14 protein-coding genes are annotated in these 18,616 nt (G+C 46.3%); 7 read left to right on the forward strand and 7 right to left on the reverse strand.

Going from position 1 to position 18,616, the window contains the following annotated elements:
• The first annotated feature begins 20 nt into the window (after window positions 1-20).
• On the forward strand, window positions 21-2,909 hold the full coding sequence (locus ATG66_RS19110; protein ID WP_098416784.1) for a type I restriction endonuclease subunit R: 2,889 nt from the start codon (window positions 21-23) through the stop codon (window positions 2,907-2,909).
• Window positions 2,910-3,330: 421 nt separating this feature from the next.
• Here ATG66_RS19110 and ATG66_RS20900 read toward each other — a convergent pair whose 3' ends face one another.
• The 7 genes from ATG66_RS20900 to ATG66_RS19145 form a co-directional block, all read right to left on the reverse strand.
• Window positions 3,331-3,492 carry a hypothetical protein gene (locus tag ATG66_RS20900; protein ID WP_179885734.1) on the reverse strand — a complete coding sequence of 54 codons (162 nt, stop codon included), beginning with the start codon at window positions 3,490-3,492 and terminating at the stop codon, window positions 3,331-3,333.
• 388 nt (window positions 3,493-3,880) lie between these two features.
• Window positions 3,881-4,306, reverse strand: a complete 426-nt coding sequence (locus ATG66_RS19120) for a phosphate-starvation-inducible protein PsiE (protein WP_098416786.1) — start codon at window positions 4,304-4,306, stop codon at window positions 3,881-3,883.
• 127 nt (window positions 4,307-4,433) lie between these two features.
• Window positions 4,434-5,318: an ABC transporter ATP-binding protein gene (locus ATG66_RS19125; protein ID WP_098416787.1), complete on the reverse strand. Its 885-nt coding sequence runs from the start codon at window positions 5,316-5,318 to the stop codon at window positions 4,434-4,436.
• A 31-nt stretch (window positions 5,319-5,349) separates the two neighbouring features.
• Entirely contained in the window at window positions 5,350-6,207 is an 858-nt protein-coding gene (locus ATG66_RS19130) for an ABC transporter ATP-binding protein (RefSeq protein ID WP_098416788.1), read from the reverse strand.
• 9 nt (window positions 6,208-6,216) lie between these two features.
• Window positions 6,217-8,043 carry an extracellular solute-binding protein gene (locus ATG66_RS19135; protein WP_098416789.1) on the reverse strand — a complete coding sequence of 609 codons (1,827 nt, stop codon included), beginning with the start codon at window positions 8,041-8,043 and terminating at the stop codon, window positions 6,217-6,219.
• 37 nt (window positions 8,044-8,080) lie between these two features.
• Window positions 8,081-9,124 carry an ABC transporter permease gene (locus ATG66_RS19140; RefSeq protein WP_098416790.1) on the reverse strand — a complete coding sequence of 348 codons (1,044 nt, stop codon included), beginning with the start codon at window positions 9,122-9,124 and terminating at the stop codon, window positions 8,081-8,083.
• A gap of 1 nt (window position 9,125) precedes the next feature.
• A complete protein-coding gene (locus ATG66_RS19145) occupies window positions 9,126-10,151 on the reverse strand; it encodes an ABC transporter permease subunit (protein WP_098416791.1) in 1,026 nt (341 codons plus the stop codon).
• 566 nt (window positions 10,152-10,717) lie between these two features.
• Between ATG66_RS19145 and gmk the strand changes: the two genes are divergently transcribed.
• The 6 genes from gmk (at window position 10,718) to ATG66_RS19175 (ending at window position 18,528) form a co-directional block, all read left to right on the forward strand.
• Entirely contained in the window at window positions 10,718-11,341 is a 624-nt protein-coding gene (gmk, locus tag ATG66_RS19150; RefSeq protein WP_098416792.1) for a guanylate kinase, read from the forward strand.
• A gap of 187 nt (window positions 11,342-11,528) precedes the next feature.
• A complete protein-coding gene (gene rpoZ, locus ATG66_RS19155) occupies window positions 11,529-11,801 on the forward strand; it encodes a DNA-directed RNA polymerase subunit omega (protein ID WP_098416793.1) in 273 nt (90 codons plus the stop codon).
• A 39-nt stretch (window positions 11,802-11,840) separates the two neighbouring features.
• Window positions 11,841-13,961, forward strand: a complete 2,121-nt coding sequence (gene spoT / locus ATG66_RS19160) for a bifunctional GTP diphosphokinase/guanosine-3',5'-bis pyrophosphate 3'-pyrophosphohydrolase (RefSeq protein ID WP_098416794.1) — start codon at window positions 11,841-11,843, stop codon at window positions 13,959-13,961.
• Window positions 13,962-14,013: 52 nt separating this feature from the next.
• On the forward strand, window positions 14,014-14,697 hold the full coding sequence (gene trmH / locus ATG66_RS19165; protein ID WP_098416795.1) for a tRNA (guanosine(18)-2'-O)-methyltransferase TrmH: 684 nt from the start codon (window positions 14,014-14,016) through the stop codon (window positions 14,695-14,697).
• Between the two features lie 113 nt (window positions 14,698-14,810).
• The gene (recG, locus tag ATG66_RS19170; protein ID WP_098416796.1) at window positions 14,811-16,892 is read left to right on the forward strand and encodes an ATP-dependent DNA helicase RecG; all 2,082 of its coding nucleotides are present in this window, start codon (window positions 14,811-14,813) and stop codon (window positions 16,890-16,892) included.
• Between the two features lie 235 nt (window positions 16,893-17,127).
• Window positions 17,128-18,528 carry a uracil-xanthine permease family protein gene (locus ATG66_RS19175; protein WP_179885735.1) on the forward strand — a complete coding sequence of 467 codons (1,401 nt, stop codon included), beginning with the start codon at window positions 17,128-17,130 and terminating at the stop codon, window positions 18,526-18,528.
• Window positions 18,529-18,616: the final 88 nt, after the last annotated feature.

Here is an 18,616-nt window from a genome sequence, read left to right on the forward strand (position 1 = left end):
TAAGGACCAATGGCAGGACAATGGCTTATCAATCTGAACAACAACTCGAAGATAATCTGATCACGCAACTCAGTATGCAGAGCTTTGACGTGGTCACACTCAAAGACAACGATGCGCTAGAGGCCAACCTCAAAGCGCAGTTGGAGCGCGTCAATCATTGCGTGCTCTCTGAATCGGAGTTTCGTCAGGTACTCGGTAAGTTGGAGCAAGGCAATATCTTCACCAAGGCCAAAACCTTGCGTGATCGCGTCGCGATTACACTCGATAACGGCGATGCCATCCACCTTTCTCTGTTGTTCGATAAGCCACAAGACAACCATTTCCAGATCGCGCAGCAAATTACGCTCAAAGATATCTACACCAACCGTTATGATGTGACCATTCTGGTGAATGGTCTGCCACTGGTGCAGATAGAGCTAAAACGCCGAGGCATTGAGCTGAAAGAGGCGTTCAACCAAATTAAGCGTTACCAAAAACACTCTTACCACGCTAACCATCGCCTGTTTAACTATATTCAGTTGTTTGTGGTTTCTAATGGCGTCAATACCCAATACTTTGCCAATAACGGCGAGCTTTCTGCCAAACAGACTTTTGACTGGACCGACGTTGAGAATAACCGTATCAGTAAGCTGCATGAGTTTGCCGAGGTATTTCTCACCCCGCAGCACCTCACCGTGATGCTCAATCGGTACATTGTGCTTAACGAAACCATGAAGTGTCTGATGGTGTTGCGCCCTTATCAGTTTTACGCGGTAGAGGCCATTCTGCACCAAGTAAAAACCTGCACCGACAATGGTTACATTTGGCATACCACAGGCTCTGGTAAAACCCTGACCTCTTTCAAAGCTGCTCAATTAATGACAGCTCTACCCGAGGTGGATAAGGTCGTATTTGTCGTCGATAGAAAAGATCTCGATTATCAAACAGCGGAAGAGTTTAACGCTTTCTCTAAAGACTGTGTCGATACCACCAGCAATACACGTATTCTCTTCCATCAATTGTTAGACAAGCCAATCAAGGGTCAAAAAGTTAACCAGAAGCGCAACAGTAAGCTGGTGGTCACGACACTGCAAAAACTCAATAGTATCGTGACCAAGCCACGCTACCTGCGCGAAATGGCAGCCATCAAAGACCAACGTGTGGTGTTTATCTTCGATGAGTGCCACCGTAGCCAGTTTGGTGACACGCACCAGAACATTGTGAACTTCTTTACTCGTGCGCAACTATTTGGCTTTACGGGGACGCCCATTTTTGTCGATAACGCCGTTGCTAAAAACTCGGTGAAAAAGACCACGCAAGATCTGTTTGGTCAACGTCTGCACGCCTATGTGATTGTGGATGCAATCCGTGATCAGAATGTGCTCAAGTTTGCAATTGAATACGTCGGACGCTATCAATACAAAGATGGCTCCAACAATAACCTTGATATCGAAGTAGAAGATATTGATACCAAAGAGCTGCTCACCTCCCCTGCTCGCTTAGAGAAAATCACCGACTACATCATTGCCAACCATAAGCGCAAAACCCACAGTGGCGATTACAACGCGATATTCTGCGTGTCTGGTGTACCTGAGCTGATCCAATACTACGAACTGTTTGCCAAGAAAAAAGCGGAAGGTAGACACAACCTCAAAATCGCCACCATTTTCAGTTATGAGGCGAACGAGGAAGAAGAATTTGAACTCGGTAGTAGTGACGATAGCAAAGTCAAAGAGGTTGCCGCTCAATACCTTAACCGTGGAGATAAGGTCAAACTGCACAGTCGCGAAAAGCTCGACGGGTTTATTGTCGACTACAACAAGATGTTTGGCTCAAGCTACAGCACCAAAGACAGTGATGCTTTCTACGATTACTACAAGAACATCTCTAAACGGGTGAAAGACCGAGAAATCGATATTTTGCTGGTGGTGAATATGTTCTTAACTGGTTTCGATGCGAAGAAGCTGAATACCATTTATGTCGATAAGAACCTCAAACACCATGGTTTGATACAAGCCTTTTCACGCACTAACCGCATTCTGGATGAAAAGAAATCGCATGGTAATGTTGTCTGCTTTAGGAACCTGAAAAAAGCCGCTGATGAGGCATTTACGCTGTTTTCTAATAAACAGCCAAAAGAGTGGATAGAACAGCCACCTTTTGAAGCCTTACTCGCCGATTTTAACCAAGCCTGCGCCGCCCTTAAGGCCATCACGCCTGATGTTGATGCCGTGGATACACTGCCAGACGAAGAGGCACAAAAGCACTTTGTGATGCAATTTCGCAAGCTGATGCAACTCAAGAATATGCTCAGTAACTACGCGGACTTTGCTATGTCTGATACCGATATGGATGAGCAGGAGTTCCAAGACTTCACCAGCAAGTATGCTGATCTCAACCGCCAGATCCGTGAGTCCACCAGCAAAGAGAAGGTTTCTATTCTTGAAGACGTGGATTTCGAACTTGAGCTTTTGCATCGAGACGAAGTTAACGTCGCTTATATCTTGCATCTACTACGTGAATTGCACGAAGAAGAGAGTCAAGAGAGCAAAGAGAATAAACGCCAAGTCATTGCCAACATCATTGGCTCGGACCCGCTCTTACTGAGTAAAAAAGAGCTCATCGAGAAATTTATGAATGAGCACCTCGATGGCATTCCGGCGCATGCCGATGTGGAAGAAGAGTTCGAGTATTTCTGGGAGCGCGAAAAACGCCAAGCCCTAGAAGTGATGGCAAAGGAAGAAAGTCTCGATACGAATAAGCTACAAATTCTAGTGAACCGTTACGAGTTAAGCGAAGAGATGCCCTTACGCGATGACTTTGCCAATACCCTAGAGGCCAAGCCGACTATCCTACAACGCAAAAAAATTGTAGGCCGACTGGCTGAACGGTTTAAAGGTTTTGTCGATACGTTTATTGGTGGGTTTTGATGGAGAAATTATATTATCTCGGATGGAGGGGATTATATAATTTGGATGGCAACATGATATAACGCGCAATAAAGCGGCATATCGGGTGGCAAAGTGAATAAGGGCAATATAGGCTTGCCCTCGCTAAATTGGCTAGTTAATTTTTACAACCATTTTTTTTGCATGTCACTTTACTGTTAGTGTTTGTCCAGTGACTAGGATTCTCTCTGGTATTAAAACCGCAACCGGTAGTTTCACCCTTTTGTCCTTTGTGAACAGTGCTTGGTCCATCTGGTGGGGTGTGTTTTACTGGCATATCATATCCTTATTCAAACTGCCTTTATTGGCACTAACAACATAGTTCAAAATTACATCAAATATGATAATAAGTGCATATTTTTTGTGTATTTGTGACTTTTAACGATGCCGTCACATCGCCACATTACAAAACGCCCGACACGGTATTACGCTTTTCACCTTTAAAACGATACAGTTCAAAGACAGCAACCAATAAACAGCTCAACGCAGATACCGTGATTAAAGACACCTGATACGCGCCTCCCGCCAACTCAATCTCTTTTAGTAGTTCGGTTATCGCAACCATAGAAAGCTAACTTTTCTCCTACCGAAAACTAGCTTACATATGTGAGTATGCGCATTCTCATTTTCAATATGCATGAGTCAGATCATAAGCTGTTTTTTAAGCACTTAATTTCCACATTTATAGATTATCGCAACGTCGTTGATGGCCTCCGGTAGTCACTCCACAAAGTAAAAAAGAACTAAAAAATAAATACTATTGGCGACTTGCAGGGTGACAAATGATGACACAGAGTATGACACAGGTTAAAAATAGCCAAACTAAATTAACATAAGATTATGTTTTAAAAGAAAAATAATAAATTAATCAACATTCAGATCCAGAATATTGAATGACAAAAATATCATCGCTTTATTAATAACAAAGCCCCGTTAATTAGCGGGGCTTTGTTTTATTCATCCTTTTCTAACGTGCGATGATCAACATACGGCCAGTAGTGATGTCCGACTCTGATGAGCAAGGTTGCTGCCGCCAATATAAAGGCTGCCACGGACAACCACACAACCAGCACCGCATCCAGCTCTTTCATTCCGAGGGTGATATAACGCGCAATGGCCATCATCGCGATATAAATAGGATAACGTACCGGAATTTTTCCGTTCATCGCGAATTGCTGCACCATGGCCAACACTTCAAGATAGATAAACATCAATAAGATATCAGTCAGCTGGACACGTCTTTCTACAAAAACATGTATAAACTCTTGCACCATGGCGTACAAGGTTGCCAAGGTAATCGCAACTAATAACACGGCTTCCAAAATATGGAAGACTTTCAAGAACGGTCGACTAAAAGATTTAGGTAAATTCGACGGCATGGCTAATTATCCAAACAAACCAAAGAGATGAGTTTTGAGTTTAGCATGCAACTATGCACAAGTAATCAGAGGAAATAAGGACACGGTCTAAACTTTACGGCGATGTGAGTACATCCAACCGCTCCATTTACTCACTGGGGCGTTTCTTAATTAGCGAGTCTGTGGTGCTGCTTACGCGACTTTCTGCTTTTTTTTCTGCCCGCCGCTTTTTCTTCCGATATTTAGGGTGCGTAATGGGAATCGCGGATAATAATTTCTTGGTGTAGTCGTTTTTCGGGCTGGTATAAACGTCTTTGGCATTGCCCATTTCCACGACTTTGCCAAAGTACATCACCGCGACTTGATCAGAAACATGCTTTACAACGGATAGATCGTGAGAGATGAAGATGATCGCAAGGTTCATCTCTTGTTGAAGTTGCAGTAGTAGATTGAGGATCTGTGCTTGCACCGAGACATCAAGCGCCGAAACGGATTCATCACAAATCAAAAATTTAGGCTTTAATGCAATGGCACGTGCGATACCGATGCGCTGGCGTTGACCGCCGGAGAACTCATGCGGATAGCGAGTTACTGCTGCTTCAGGCAACCCCACTTTAACCAATAACTCTCTCACCCACTGCTTACGCTCTGCTGGTGTCCCTACTTTATGAATAACGAACGGCTCTTGTAGAATCATCCCGATTGTATGGCGTTGGTTGAGTGATTCCATCGGATCTTGAAACACGATTTGCATGTCTTTGCGTAAGGCGCGCATCTCTTTAACAGGTAGGTGCGTGATGTCTTTACCTTCAAAGAAAATATTGCCTTCGGTCGGTTCATACAACTTTAGGATCGTGCGCCCCAACGTACTTTTGCCACAGCCAGATTCGCCAACTAAGCCCAGTGTCTCACCTTCGTTTACCGACAGCGACACGCCATCTACGGCTTTAATGGTGTAGCCTTTTTTAAACAACCCTTTACCAGAAACAAAGTGCTGCTTAAGATTTTCAATTCTTAATACTTCTTTTGCCATAATGTCCTCTTTGATGACTCGGCCACTTTGCTTAGTCAGCAAACATACTGACGTCAATCGGTTTAATGTCGATCATCTGCTTCGGCTCGTGATCCAAGCTCAGCATTAAGCCCATCAAACGTTCTGTATATGGGTGCTGCGGGTTATCAAACAATTCGAAGATTTCAGCTTTCTCAACGATGCGCCCGCCATACATAACAGCCACATCGTCACACACCTCCGCGACGACGCTGAGATCGTGAGTGATGAAGATCATCGCCATGCCCGTTTCATCTTGAAGCTCATTCATCAGCTCAAGAATTGACGCTTGTACTGTCACGTCCAATGCCGTCGTGGGTTCATCACAGATCAAAATGTCGGGTTTACATGCCAACGCCATCGCGATCATCACGCGTTGACGCATACCCCCAGATAAATGATGCGGGTATTCATTGAAGCGTTTGTCTGGCATGGGAATTTTTACTTTTGCCAGCATTTCAATCGCGTAGGCTTCACGCTCCTTTTTATTAAATTCCGGGCGATGCAGCTCAAGCACTTCGCAAATCTGACGCCCAACACTGTGCACTGGGTTTAGTGCGGTCATGGGATCTTGGAAAATGACGGAAATACGATTCCCACGCATGGCGTACATTTCTTGGGCTGGTAACGCCACCAGATTGGTGCCGCGGTATTTCACTTCGCCTTTAATGATATGGCCGTATGGTTTAGGCAAAAGCCCCATGATAGACATTGCCGTGACACTCTTGCCACTGCCTGACTCACCCACTAGGCCGAGTGTGCGCCCCGCTCGAACATCAAAGTCCACCCCATGCAATACTTTTACGGGGCCATCGTCGGTCATAAATTCAACTTCAAGATCTTTAATACTTAAGATGACATCGTTTCCCATAATCGATCCTTACAGCTTATAAGTGTCATCAACCACGACAACTGGCTGATAGGTTTTCCCTTCCTCCATCGCTTTTTGGGTGGCTTTCTTTATATCGCTATCAATCCAATAAGTGCCGTCACCGATAATCGCACCACTAAATAAAGCTTCTGTCATCCGGTGCATCGGTTGGTCTGGAAGCTTCAACCAACGCCAGTGGCCATAGCGTACATAAGGCACCATATAACCAGAGACAATCACGTGAGCATCCATAATGTCACGTTGGATCTCATGGCCCAGTCGGGTCTTTTTATCCATATCCATACTAAAACGGTACGCCATGATTTTTTTATCGAGCTCGGGAGTGCTGTAGTTGGTAAATGAATTGGTTTGCGGTTTATTCGCATTAACTGAGTGAAAATACTCCCAATATGTGGGGATCTCCGATGTCCCCATCTCCAAAAATGCTAGGTCGTGTTTTTTCTCTCGCACAAATTTGAACATTGAAGAACCATCGATTAACTTCAGCTCTATCTCTAAGCCTGCCAACTTGGCTTGTTCTTTTAAGTATGCGATTCGTGGCGTGTGGACTGGGGTTCCGTAGGTCAACTCAAAGCTCAAACGCTGACCTTTGTCGTTAATACGAATCCCGTCCGCGCCGATTTTATCAAAACCAGCCGCCTCAAAAGCAGCGATCGATTTATCCACATCAAACGCCGATGCTTTCACATCTGGTAGCGTATACTTACCGTGTCCAAAGCCCGTTGGGTTCGGCTTGCGCGTGTAGTCTCCGCGCATGACGTTTTCGATCATGCCATCAAAGTCCGTGGCGTAAGTCACCCCTTGACGAATATTTAAATCGTTCAACAACGGCTGCGCGGTGTTCATCCAAATACCGCCCGCTCCAACCGGATATTGGTTGTAACCCCAAAATTTTTCGATATAACCTTTCTGATAGGGTTCCGTATTCGATTTGTCATGCCATAAACTTGGCAGCACAAGTCCAAAGGCATCGAGCTTGCCTTTCTCGAAGTGTTTCATGGCAATATCGTTATCGCGAATCACCGTGATACGAATTTTGTCGACGTTATAGCGATTTTGATAATATTGATTGCTATACCCCCACCAATTCTCCCCCACATGCTTGAACGTCACGCTTCTTCCTTTTTTTACCTCTGCTAGGTAGTACGCGCTCGTTGTCGGCTCACTTTTGAAGTTGTAATAACGAACAAAATTGTCATGAATACCATCGCCGTTTTCATCCTTGGAAGGGTTTGCATAAAAGTGGGCAGGACGCGGGCGTAACGATCCCATACGCAATAATAACTCTTCAGGGTTAAACTCTTTTGCCGCTGTGACAGAAAAGGTATGCGCATCGTACTTAACGACATCCGCGACGGTTTTGTTGTAATAGTCGTTGTACCAAGGTTCCAAGATATCCTTGGAACGATAAAACTTAAGCATGAAGACAAAGTCATCAGCCGTAACTGGTTTGCCATCAGACCATTTCGCTTCTGGATTAAGCTTGAAGTAAACCGTTTTATTATCGTCTGCTAACGCCCATTCATTGGCTAATTCGGGAATAAACGCCAAAGTATCTGGGTGGCGTACGACTAATCCTGGCGTTTCATCTAAAAAGTAGGAACGCAATCCGGCATTCGCATCCGGCCCAACACTTCTCAATGTCTGAGGAAAGCTGGACATGTAAGTGCGGTATGTGCCGCCACGCTTTGCTTCGGCAGAGCCGTACTGCGGCTCATCCCAATTGGTTTGCCAGTCTAGATCGGTCGGAAGCGTCGCAGAGATCACGCCAAAACTTAGCGCGCTTAGCGTTGACGTCAATAATATTCTGTTCATAAAATTTCCCTTTTTATGTTCTTCTCACTGCGCTCATTTAAACATAGCGTGTGAATTTTTTCGGGTCGAAAGCCGCTCGGATAGCCTCACCGATGAAGGTGACCATCACCAGCACCAAGACAATGGAAGTCACTACAGACGTAACGATCCATGGCGAGTCCAAATTCGACTTACCTTGTTGCAGTAATTCACCCCAACTTGGTGTCGGTGGCATTAATCCCAAGCCTAAATAATCCAGTGCGGTTAGCGCAGTAATATTCGCTGCGATGGTAAACGGGGCTAGCGTCACAATCATCACCATCGTGTTTGGTAAGATATGGTTAAACAAAATACGAGCAGTTGATGCCCCCAGCGCACGCGCGGCCATCACGTATTCTCGCGCGGCCTCTTTGTACGTCATGGTTCGCATGTACCATGTCATCCCCATCCAGGTAAAGAGCACGTTGATCGCAACAAAAAGAGCGAAAGTGGGTTGTACAACCGAGACCAAAATCATGATGACGTATAAGAACGGCACCATTGACCAAATCTCGATAAGTCGCTGTAAAAACAAGTCAAACTTGCCTCCCCAAAAGCCCATTGCGCAGCCGACCGCAGTACCAATGGCATACGAAATCGCCATGGTTAACAGCGCAAACCCCATCGCGGTTCTAAACCCATAGAACAAGCGCGCTAAAATATCGCGGCCAATCACATCGGTGCCTAAGTAATGCTTATTCTCAGCACTTGGCGCTGTCGGTGGGAAATCACCACTAAAGTCTTGTTCGTATGGGTTCCACGGCACAAGAGGTAAAATCACAAAGTTGTCATTTCCTTCCGCCTCAAAGGTTTTTTTTAGCTCACGGTAATCCGCTTCACTTGATGATTCTTGGCCAAATTCGCGGCCAAGCCGCACATCACTCACCACCGGAAAATAGTAGCGTCCATCGTATTTGACGACCAAGGCTTGGCTATTAATCAGTAACTCGGCGAAGAGCGAAAGGATCAACAGGATAGAGAGAATCACAAACGACCAGTAGCCTCGTTTGATCTGCTTAAAGTGGCGGATTTTCTTTTGAGTTAATGGACTGATTTTAATCATGTTACGCTCCAAATCTCACCCGTGGGTCGACCAAAGCCACACAGATATCTGAGATTATGTTCCCGACCAACAGTAGCAAAGCGTTAATGGCAACAATGCCCATCACTACCGGGTAATCACGCTCCATGATGGATTCATAACCCAATAAACCGATGCCATCGATATTGAAAATAACTTCAATCAAAAATGCCCCAGTCATGAAGAACAGCAAAGAGTTACCAAAGTGGCTCGCCAGTGGGATTAAACTGTTACGCAGTGCATGTTTGCGAACCGCTTTTTTAAATGGTAGCCCCTTGGCGATAGCGGTGCGGATATAATCTGACGACAAGTTCTCCATCAGATTGTTTTTCATCATCATCGTGAGCGTGGCAAAATCACCAATCAGATAACAGATCAACGGCAGAACGGCATGCCACATGATGTCTTTTGCCCGTTCAAAGAAGGTTTCATAATCATCAAAGTCATCACCAACAAAGCCCCCCATCGGAAACCACTCTAGGTGATAACTAAACAAAGTGATCAGCAAAACCCCCACTACGTAGCCAGGCAAAGCGTAGCCGACAAAAATCAGAATTGAAGAAGCAGAATCAAATACCGAACCGTGCTTGAGAGCTTTGTAATAACCCAGCGGTATCGATATAAAATAACTGATAAAAAAGGTCATTCCACCATAAAACAAAGACACGGGTAAGCGTTCAGCGATCATGCCAGAGACAGGCTCGTAGTAACGCGTGGATTCACCCAGATCCAACTTGACCAAACGACTTAACCACTCAACATACGCTTCGATGACGGGCTTATCTAGGCCATAGAAAGCATTAAGTTCCGCCATTTGATCATCAGAAAGCGCGGTATTACCGCCAGCAGACGTCATCGATGCTGCGCCGTCTCCCTGAGATTGCATTTGTGATAGCATGCGTTCAACAGGGCCGCCCGGCACAAAACGGGTAATGGCAAAAATAAGAATAGTAATGCCAAGAAAGGTGGGAATAACTAACGCTAAACGGCGTAAAAAGTACGACAGCATATACAACTTGCTCCTTGTCTACTGTCCAATTTAGGCGGTACGGTAAGACCGTTCCTGCCCCAAAATGGTGCACATCTATTCTTGTCGTCACTCACAACGGTTGAAACACACTCCCTGCGTGTTCAGCGTCATATTTATCTTGAATCTACACTGGCTTCAAGTAGTTGAAGCCAAAACATGACAAACGGCTTACGATAGCGAAAAACAGATATGTTTTTGTAAAAATGATAAAAAACCACAAAAAAGCATTCACATAGCATATTTAATCTAGGTGGTTTAGTGTTAAAAACCAATCAAAATTAGAAAACATCGCCAATCATTGGGCCGCTAAGGCCTGCTGATCTTCCTTTGAAAAGATGGAATCAATGACAAGGAAAATACGCCCAAAAGATCAACTGGCAACTGCATAGAGTTCGTGATACCCTTCGCCTCCATTTTTCTGGCGGGATCATCACCAATCTCCATCCCTTTGGTGGTCGATCTATCATTGCCAGTACTATCATTATAAGAATGTCGGATCTTTCCTTCGGCACTCAATCTATCCAATCAAAAAGTGGAACAGTACAATGGGCAAAGGTACTCTCTATATCGTATCTGCACCGAGCGGGGCAGGTAAATCTAGTTTGATCTCAGCGATGTTGGAACGCAATCCGACTTACGCCATGAAAGTGTCTGTGTCTCACACCACTCGCGAGATGCGTCCTGGTGAAGAAAACGGTATCCACTACCATTTCGTCGCGAAAGACGAGTTTGAAGCATTGATCGAAAAAGGCGACTTCTTAGAGTATGCCGAAGTGTTTGGGAACTACTATGGCACCTCGCGCGTCTGGATTGAAGAGACCTTAAATAAAGGCATCGATGTTTTTCTCGACATCGATTGGCAAGGCGCACGCCAAATCCGCGAAAAAATGCCTGAAGCCAAAAGCATCTTCATTCTACCGCCATCCAATGGTGAACTAGAACGCCGCTTGAACACCCGTGGTCAAGATAGTGACAAGGTCATCGCCAAACGCATGGCAGAAGCGAAATCAGAGATCTCGCATTACAACGAATATGACTACGTTATTATCAATGACGATTTTGATAATGCATTGATGGACTTTAAAGCCATCTTACGTGCAGAAAGATTGAAGGAAGAAAAGCAAGCTGCTAAATATAAAGGTATGCTTGACGCGCTGTTAGCAGAATAACTCCAACCCGAGTCACCCTCTGCACAACAATAAAGAATTTCTATTGCTTTGCCCAGCGCAAAGAATAGCAATAATAACACCAGAGAAAGTCCACATATCGTGGCCTGTCTAATTGCTAGTAAATAAAGTAGTTAGGTTGTATACTTTCTCGTCATTCTAAAATTTTAGTTAACTATTTGGAGTCCTCATGGCACGCGTAACTGTTCAAGACGCTGTTGAAAAAGTTGGCAACCGTTTCGACCTAGTACTGATTGCGGCTCGCCGCGCTCGTCAAATGCAAACTGGCGGTAAAGATGCACTAGTGCCAGAAGAGAACGATAAGCCAACGGTTATCGCTCTACGCGAAATCGAAGAAGGTTTAATTACTAAAGAAGTGCTAGACGCACGTGCACGTCAAGAGCAACAAGAGCAAGAAGCGGCAGAGCTAGCAGCAGTAAGCAGCATCGCTCACAACCGTTAATTCTTACTTTAGTACTCAACAACCTCCCGGGCCTATAATTTGTATCTATTCGATAGCCTCAAAGACGTTGCCCAAGAATACCTAACAGAGCCTCAAATTGAGGCTCTGCGTCAATCTTATGTGGTAGCGAGAGATGCCCATGAAGGGCAAACCCGTTCTAGCGGTGAACCGTACATCATCCACCCAGTCGCTGTGGCTCGTATCTTGGCCGAAATGCACCTCGATATTGAAACCCTCCAAGCTGCTTTGCTGCATGACGTCATCGAAGATTGCGACGTCACAAAAGAAGACCTCGAAGAGAAATTCGGTAACACTGTCGCTGAGCTCGTTGATGGTGTGTCTAAACTGGATAAACTCAAATTCCGTGACAGAAAAGAGGCTCAAGCCGAGAACTTTCGTAAGATGGTTCTGGCCATGGTGCAAGATATCCGCGTTATTCTGATCAAACTGGCTGACCGCACGCACAACATGCGTACGCTAGGTGCACTTCGACCAGATAAAAAACGCCGCATTGCTCGCGAAACTTTAGAAATTTACTCACCGCTCGCTCATCGTCTTGGTATCCACAATATTAAAACCGAGCTTGAAGAGCTGGGCTTTGAAGCGCTATATCCAAACCGATACCGCGTACTAAAAGAAGTGGTCAAAGCGGCGCGCGGCAATCGTAAAGAGATGATCCAACGTATTCACAGCGAAATAGAAGGCCGTCTGCAAGATTTCGGCTTGAATGCTCGCGTGGTCGGCCGTGAGAAAAACCTGTTCTCTATCTACAACAAGATGAAAACCAAAGAACAGCGCTTTCACACGATTATGGACATCTACGCTTTTCGAGTGGTGGTGGATACTGCCGATACTTGCTATCGCGTTTTAGGCCAAGTACACAGCTTGTATAAGCCACGTCCTGGTCGCATGAAAGATTACATCGCGGTACCAAAAGCGAACGGCTATCAATCTTTACACACTTCGATGGTTGGTCCTCACGGTGTGCCAGTAGAAGTACAGATCCGTACGGAAGATATGGATCAAATGGCGGACAAAGGTGTGGCGGCACATTGGTCTTATAAAGACAAAGGCGATAAGTCAGGGACCACCGCGCAAGTGAAAGCACAGCGCTGGATGCAAAGCTTGCTAGAGCTTCAACAAAGCGCGGGTAACTCATTCGAATTCATTGAAAACGTCAAATCCGATCTTTTCCCTGATGAGATTTATGTCTTCACTCCCAAAGGCCGTATCGTCGAGTTACCGCTAGGCGCCACCGCGGTTGATTTCGCTTATGCTGTGCATACCGATGTCGGTAACTCATGCGTTGGGGCACGTGTTGATCGTAATCCTTATCCACTGAGTAAGGCATTGAAAAACGGTCAAACGGTGGAAATCATCAGTGCACCTGGTGCTCGTCCGAACGCGGCATGGCTGAACTATGTGGTGACATCCCGTGCTCGTACGAAGATCCGCCAAGTACTCAAAACCATGCGTCGTAAAGAATCCATCACGCTTGGCCGCCGGTTGCTCAATCATGCGCTCGGTCGTCACTCGATTGATTCCATCTACCCAGACAATATCCAAGAAGTCTTGAATGACCTTCGTTTAAATACCATCGATGACTTATTGGCCGCCATTGGCTTGGGTGAATTGATGAGTATTGTGATTGCGCGCCGTCTTCTCGGAGATACCGAAGAGTTGACGACGACCAGTTCAATTCCGACCGACTCGAAGAAGAAACTGCCAATTCGTGGTGCAGAAGGCATACTGCTGACCTTTGCCAAATGTTGTCATCCAATTCCAGATGATCACATTATTGCTCACGTATCGCCTGGTCGTGGTTTGGTTGTGCACCGTGAAACGTGTCCTAACGTTCGCGGTTACCAAAAAGAACCGGAGCGTTATATGGCTGTCGCTTGGTCTGAAGATTACGACAAAGAGTTCATCGCAGAACTTAAAGTCGACATGCTCAATAACCAAGGGGCTCTGGCTGAGCTCACTAACGTGATTTCGAAAACAGGCTCGAATATTCATGGCCTCTCTACGGAAGAACGCGACGGTCGTTTATACACCGTTACCGTACTGTTGACGACCAAAGATCGAGTTCACCTTGCTGGCATCATGCGTAAAATTAAAGCGATGCCACAGACCACTCGGGTTCGACGCAGAAAGAACTAACCTCTATCGCCACCCACTCCGTTGGGTGGCGATTTTTTATGTCTCTATAAATATGAATCTAGAACGTTATAACCGCATTCACCAAGTCCTAAAAGCTCGTCAAACTGACCTGACACTGTGTCTCGAAGAAGTCCATAAGCCTAACAATGTCTCCGCTGTGATCCGCACCGCGGACGCAACCGGCTTACATAAAGTCCACGCCATATGGCCAGATAAAATGCGCACCTTGAGTCATACCTCTGCTGGCGCGCGTAATTGGGTCGAGGTCGACACCCACGACTCCATCGAAGCGGCGATTACCGAGCTGAAAGCACAAGGTATGCAGGTGCTGGTGACCAACTTATCCGATACTGCGGTCGACTTTCGTGATATCGACTACACTAAGCCAACTGCAATCATTTTAGGCAGCGAGAAAGTTGGAGCATCAGAAAAGGCCAAGCAATTAGCCGATCAAGACATCATCGTTCCTATGGTGGGTATGGTGCAATCACTTAACGTTTCCGTCGCGAGTGCTGTGATCCTTTATGAAGCCCAGCGTCAACGTGAAGCGGCAGGTATGTATGACAGACAAGAAAGCGCACTGCCTAAAGAGGCCATCAATCGCGTTCTATTTGAACGCGGCCACCCAGTCTTAGCAAAAGTAGCCAAGCGCAAAGGGCTTACTTATCCTCCCCTTGACGACGAAGGTCAGATCATCGCTGATCAATCATGGTGGAAAGAGATGCAGAGCAAATGAGCGAGGCCGCGATTTGATTATGATGCAGACTAAAGCTTGGCGATTTTTTCCTGTACAAAAACACAGCTCCATGGTTAACATACTGCTCTGTTAACCATTTTCCTGAGCCTTCTATGTCTGCCCAAATGTTATCTGCTGTCCCATTAACCTCCCTTTCTGGGGTTGGCGCTAAAGTCGCAGAAAAACTCGCCAAAGTTGGCTTAGATTCCGTTCAAGATTTGCTGTTCCACTTACCTCTTCGTTACGAAGATCGCACTCGTATTTATCCCATCGCAAAACTGCATGCTGGTCTTTGGGCTGCGGTGCAAGGTAAGGTCATGACGGTAGATACCATTTTTGGTAAGCGGAAAATGCTCACCGTAAAAATCAGCGATGGTAACGGCACCATTACGTTGCGTTTTTTCAACTTTACCGCCGCAATTAAGAACAATTTCACGCAAGGTAAGTTAGTACACGCTTACGGCGAAATAAAGCGTGGCGGAATGGGCTTAGAAATTGTTCATCCTGATTACAAATTTTATGTCAGTGAACAAAAGCCACAAGTGGATCAAAGCTTAACCCCCGTTTACCCGACAACCGACGGCCTACGACAAGTCACGCTGCGCAATCTGACAGACCAAGCGCTGGCTTTACTCGACCAAGCCGCTATTCAGGAGTTACTCCCACCTGGGTTATACCATCATCAAATCACCATGAGTCAGGCGCTGCATACCATCCATCGCCCACCACCCAATATCAATTTGGATGAGTTTGATGACGGCAAGCATCCGGCGCAAATTCGCCTGATCATCGAGGAATTACTCGCGCAAAACCTATCCATGCTGGCCGTACGTAACCAAGGTCAAAAAGATATCGCGCTTCCTCTAGGGCCCTGCGGTCAGCTCAAAGAGCAGTTTTTAGCACAATTGCCTTTTTCACCCACCAATGCCCAAGCTCGGGTGGTGCAAGAGATTGAAGCCGATCTGGAAAAACCGCACCCTATGATGCGCCTTGTTCAAGGTGACGTTGGCTCAGGTAAAACACTGGTCGCAGCCTTAGCAGCGGTTCGCGCTATTGAACACGGTCATCAAGTGGCTTTGATGGCCCCCACCGAACTGCTCGCTGAGCAGCACGCGATTAACTTTGCTCATTGGTTTCAAGAAATGGGCATTCAAGTTGGTTGGTTGGCAGGCAAACTCAAAGGTAAAGCCAAAGAAGCCGAACTGGCGCGCATTGCCAGCGGTGAGGCTCAAATGGTAGTGGGTACTCACGCGCTATTCCAAGAACATGTCGAATTTCATCATCTCGCGCTGGTTATCATCGATGAACAACATCGGTTTGGTGTTCACCAGAGATTAGAACTGCGGGAAAAAGGGGCAAAACAAGGTGCTTACCCACATCAATTGATCATGACGGCTACGCCGATTCCGAGAACATTAGCGATGACGGCGTACGCCGATTTAGAAACCTCGGTGATTGATGAACTGCCACCAGGCCGAACGCCAATTCAGACGGTTGCCATTCCGGATACCAAACGAGACGATATTGTTGAGCGTGTGCGTCATGCTTGTTTAAACGAAGGCAAGCAAGCGTATTGGGTGTGTACCTTAATTGACGAATCGGAAGTTTTAGAAGCACAAGCGGCGGCGGATACCGCCGGAGAACTACAACGCACATTGCCTGACGTCAATATTGGTTTGGTGCACGGACGAATGAAACCTGCTGAAAAGCAAGCGGTCATGCAGGACTTCAAAGACAATAAGTTGCACCTGTTAGTTGCCACCACGGTGATTGAAGTCGGGGTCGATGTGCCAAATTCCAGCTTGATGATCATCGAAAACCCAGAGCGCCTAGGTTTGGCTCAGTTGCACCAGTTGAGAGGCCGTGTGGGACGTGGGTCAGTCGCGAGCCACTGTGTGCTGCTGTACCACTCACCACTTTCCAAAACCGCGCAAAAACGTTTAGCTGTGCTGCGCGAAAGCAATGATGGTTTCGTGATTGCTCAAAAAGATTTAGAGATCCGAGGGCCAGGTGAACTCCTCGGGACCAAACAAACCGGTCTGGCAGACTTTAAAATAGCGGACTTAGTGCGAGATCAACGCTTAATCCCTGAAGTTCAGCGCATCGCTCGTCATATTCACCACAACTATCCGACCCATGCAGCCGCCATCATCGACCGCTGGTTAGGCGAACGCGATATTTACTCCAAAGCTTAACAATGTCCAACGAGTCTCATCCGTTCGTTTGTCCTTTGTTTTTCATTTTTAAGCAAACGTTTGCTTTTTGGCTAAATCTCTCTATAATCGCGCACAAATTTTTAAGGTGTGTTTATCACACGCCACCAACCTGAGTTGACACTGATTAACAGCAATCACAGGTAATAACGTCAACTCCACCCAGCTCTCCCATTCAGCGAGATCTGGGCAAACATTGCGACTAGCGAGACAAACCATGACAACTTCAAACCGATCTTCGGAACTGGTCTATCAATTAAATGATCGTCCACCTCTACCTCAAACTATTTTTGCGGCCGTTCAACATTTATTAGCAATGTTCGTCGCCGTTATCACCCCTTCTCTGATTATTTGTCAGTCTTTAGGTGTGCCAGCAGACCAAACCAACACCATCATCAGCATGTCATTGTTTGCCTCTGGTGTGTCCTCGTTTATTCAAATTCGTACCTTTGGCCCAGTTGGATCTGGTTTACTCTCGGTTCAAGGCACCAGTTTTAACTTTTTAGGTCCAATCATTGGTGCGGGCCTATCGCTAAAGGCTGGTGGCGCCGACATTAGCACGATGATGGCCGCCATTTTCGGTACCATTTTAGTTGCCTCCTTTGCCGAAATTCTACTTTCTCGTGTGCTTGAGCACGCACGTCGTATCATCACCCCTCTGGTCTCGGGTATCGTGGTGACTCTTATCGGTCTCACTTTGATCCAAGTTGGCTTGGTATCGATGGGTGGCGGCTACGCCGCAATGGATGATGGATCGTTTGGCCGTTTAGACAAACTGGCGCTCGCAGGAACGGTACTTGGTTTGATCGTGATGCTGAATCGCTCCAAGAACCCTTATATTCGCGTAGCCTCGATTGTGATTGCCATGTTCGTTGGTTACGTGATGGCTTATTTCATGGGCATGGTGGATACGTCTGCGCTAGGCGAGACCGCTTTCGTTGCGCTGCCCGTGCCAATGCAATACGGCCTATCGTTTGACTGGTCGCTGTTTATTCCGCTGGTCTTGATTTTCTTTATTACCGCACTGGAAGCGATAGGCGATATTACCGCGACATCTGAAGTGTCTGGTGAGCCTGTAAAAGGGCCGGTTTACATGAAGCGCATTAAAGGGGGCGTACTGGCAGACGGTCTAAACTCAGCGATTGCGGCGATATTTAACAGTTTCCCGAACTCTACGTTCAGCCAAAACAACGGAATTATTATGCTCACCGGCGTGGCTAGCCGTTACGTCGGATACTTCATTTCCGGCATGCTGGTGATTCTCGGTTTATTCCCAGGTGTGGCGAGCTTTGTTCAACTGATCCCAGAGCCAGTGCTTGGCGGCGCTACCATCGTGATGTTCGGTACCATTGCCGCAGCCGGTGTGCGCATTATCTCCCGCGTTGAGCTCGACCGCCGCGCCATTCTGATCATGGCATTATCCTTTTCAATGGGACTTGGGATTGCACAAAAACCGGAAATTTTGCAGTTTATGCCAGAGTTCATTAAAAGCATTTTCTCAACCGGCGTGGCTGCAGGTGGTATTACGGCTATCATTTTGAACTTGCTGCTTCCAGAAAAGCTGGAAGAAGAGGATGAAGTTGCAACGTGCGAAACTCAAAAAGACACACAGTCTTAATACATCTCGTGCTCATGTTGCTCTAAAAACTATAAAGCCTAGCCAACTTGAGTTGGGCTTTTCGTGTTCAGAGCGTCAACAAAAAAGC

This window comes from Vibrio sp. ES.051, from assembly GCF_002563795.1.
In the GTDB taxonomy this organism is placed as follows: Bacteria; Pseudomonadota; Gammaproteobacteria; order Enterobacterales; family Vibrionaceae; genus Vibrio.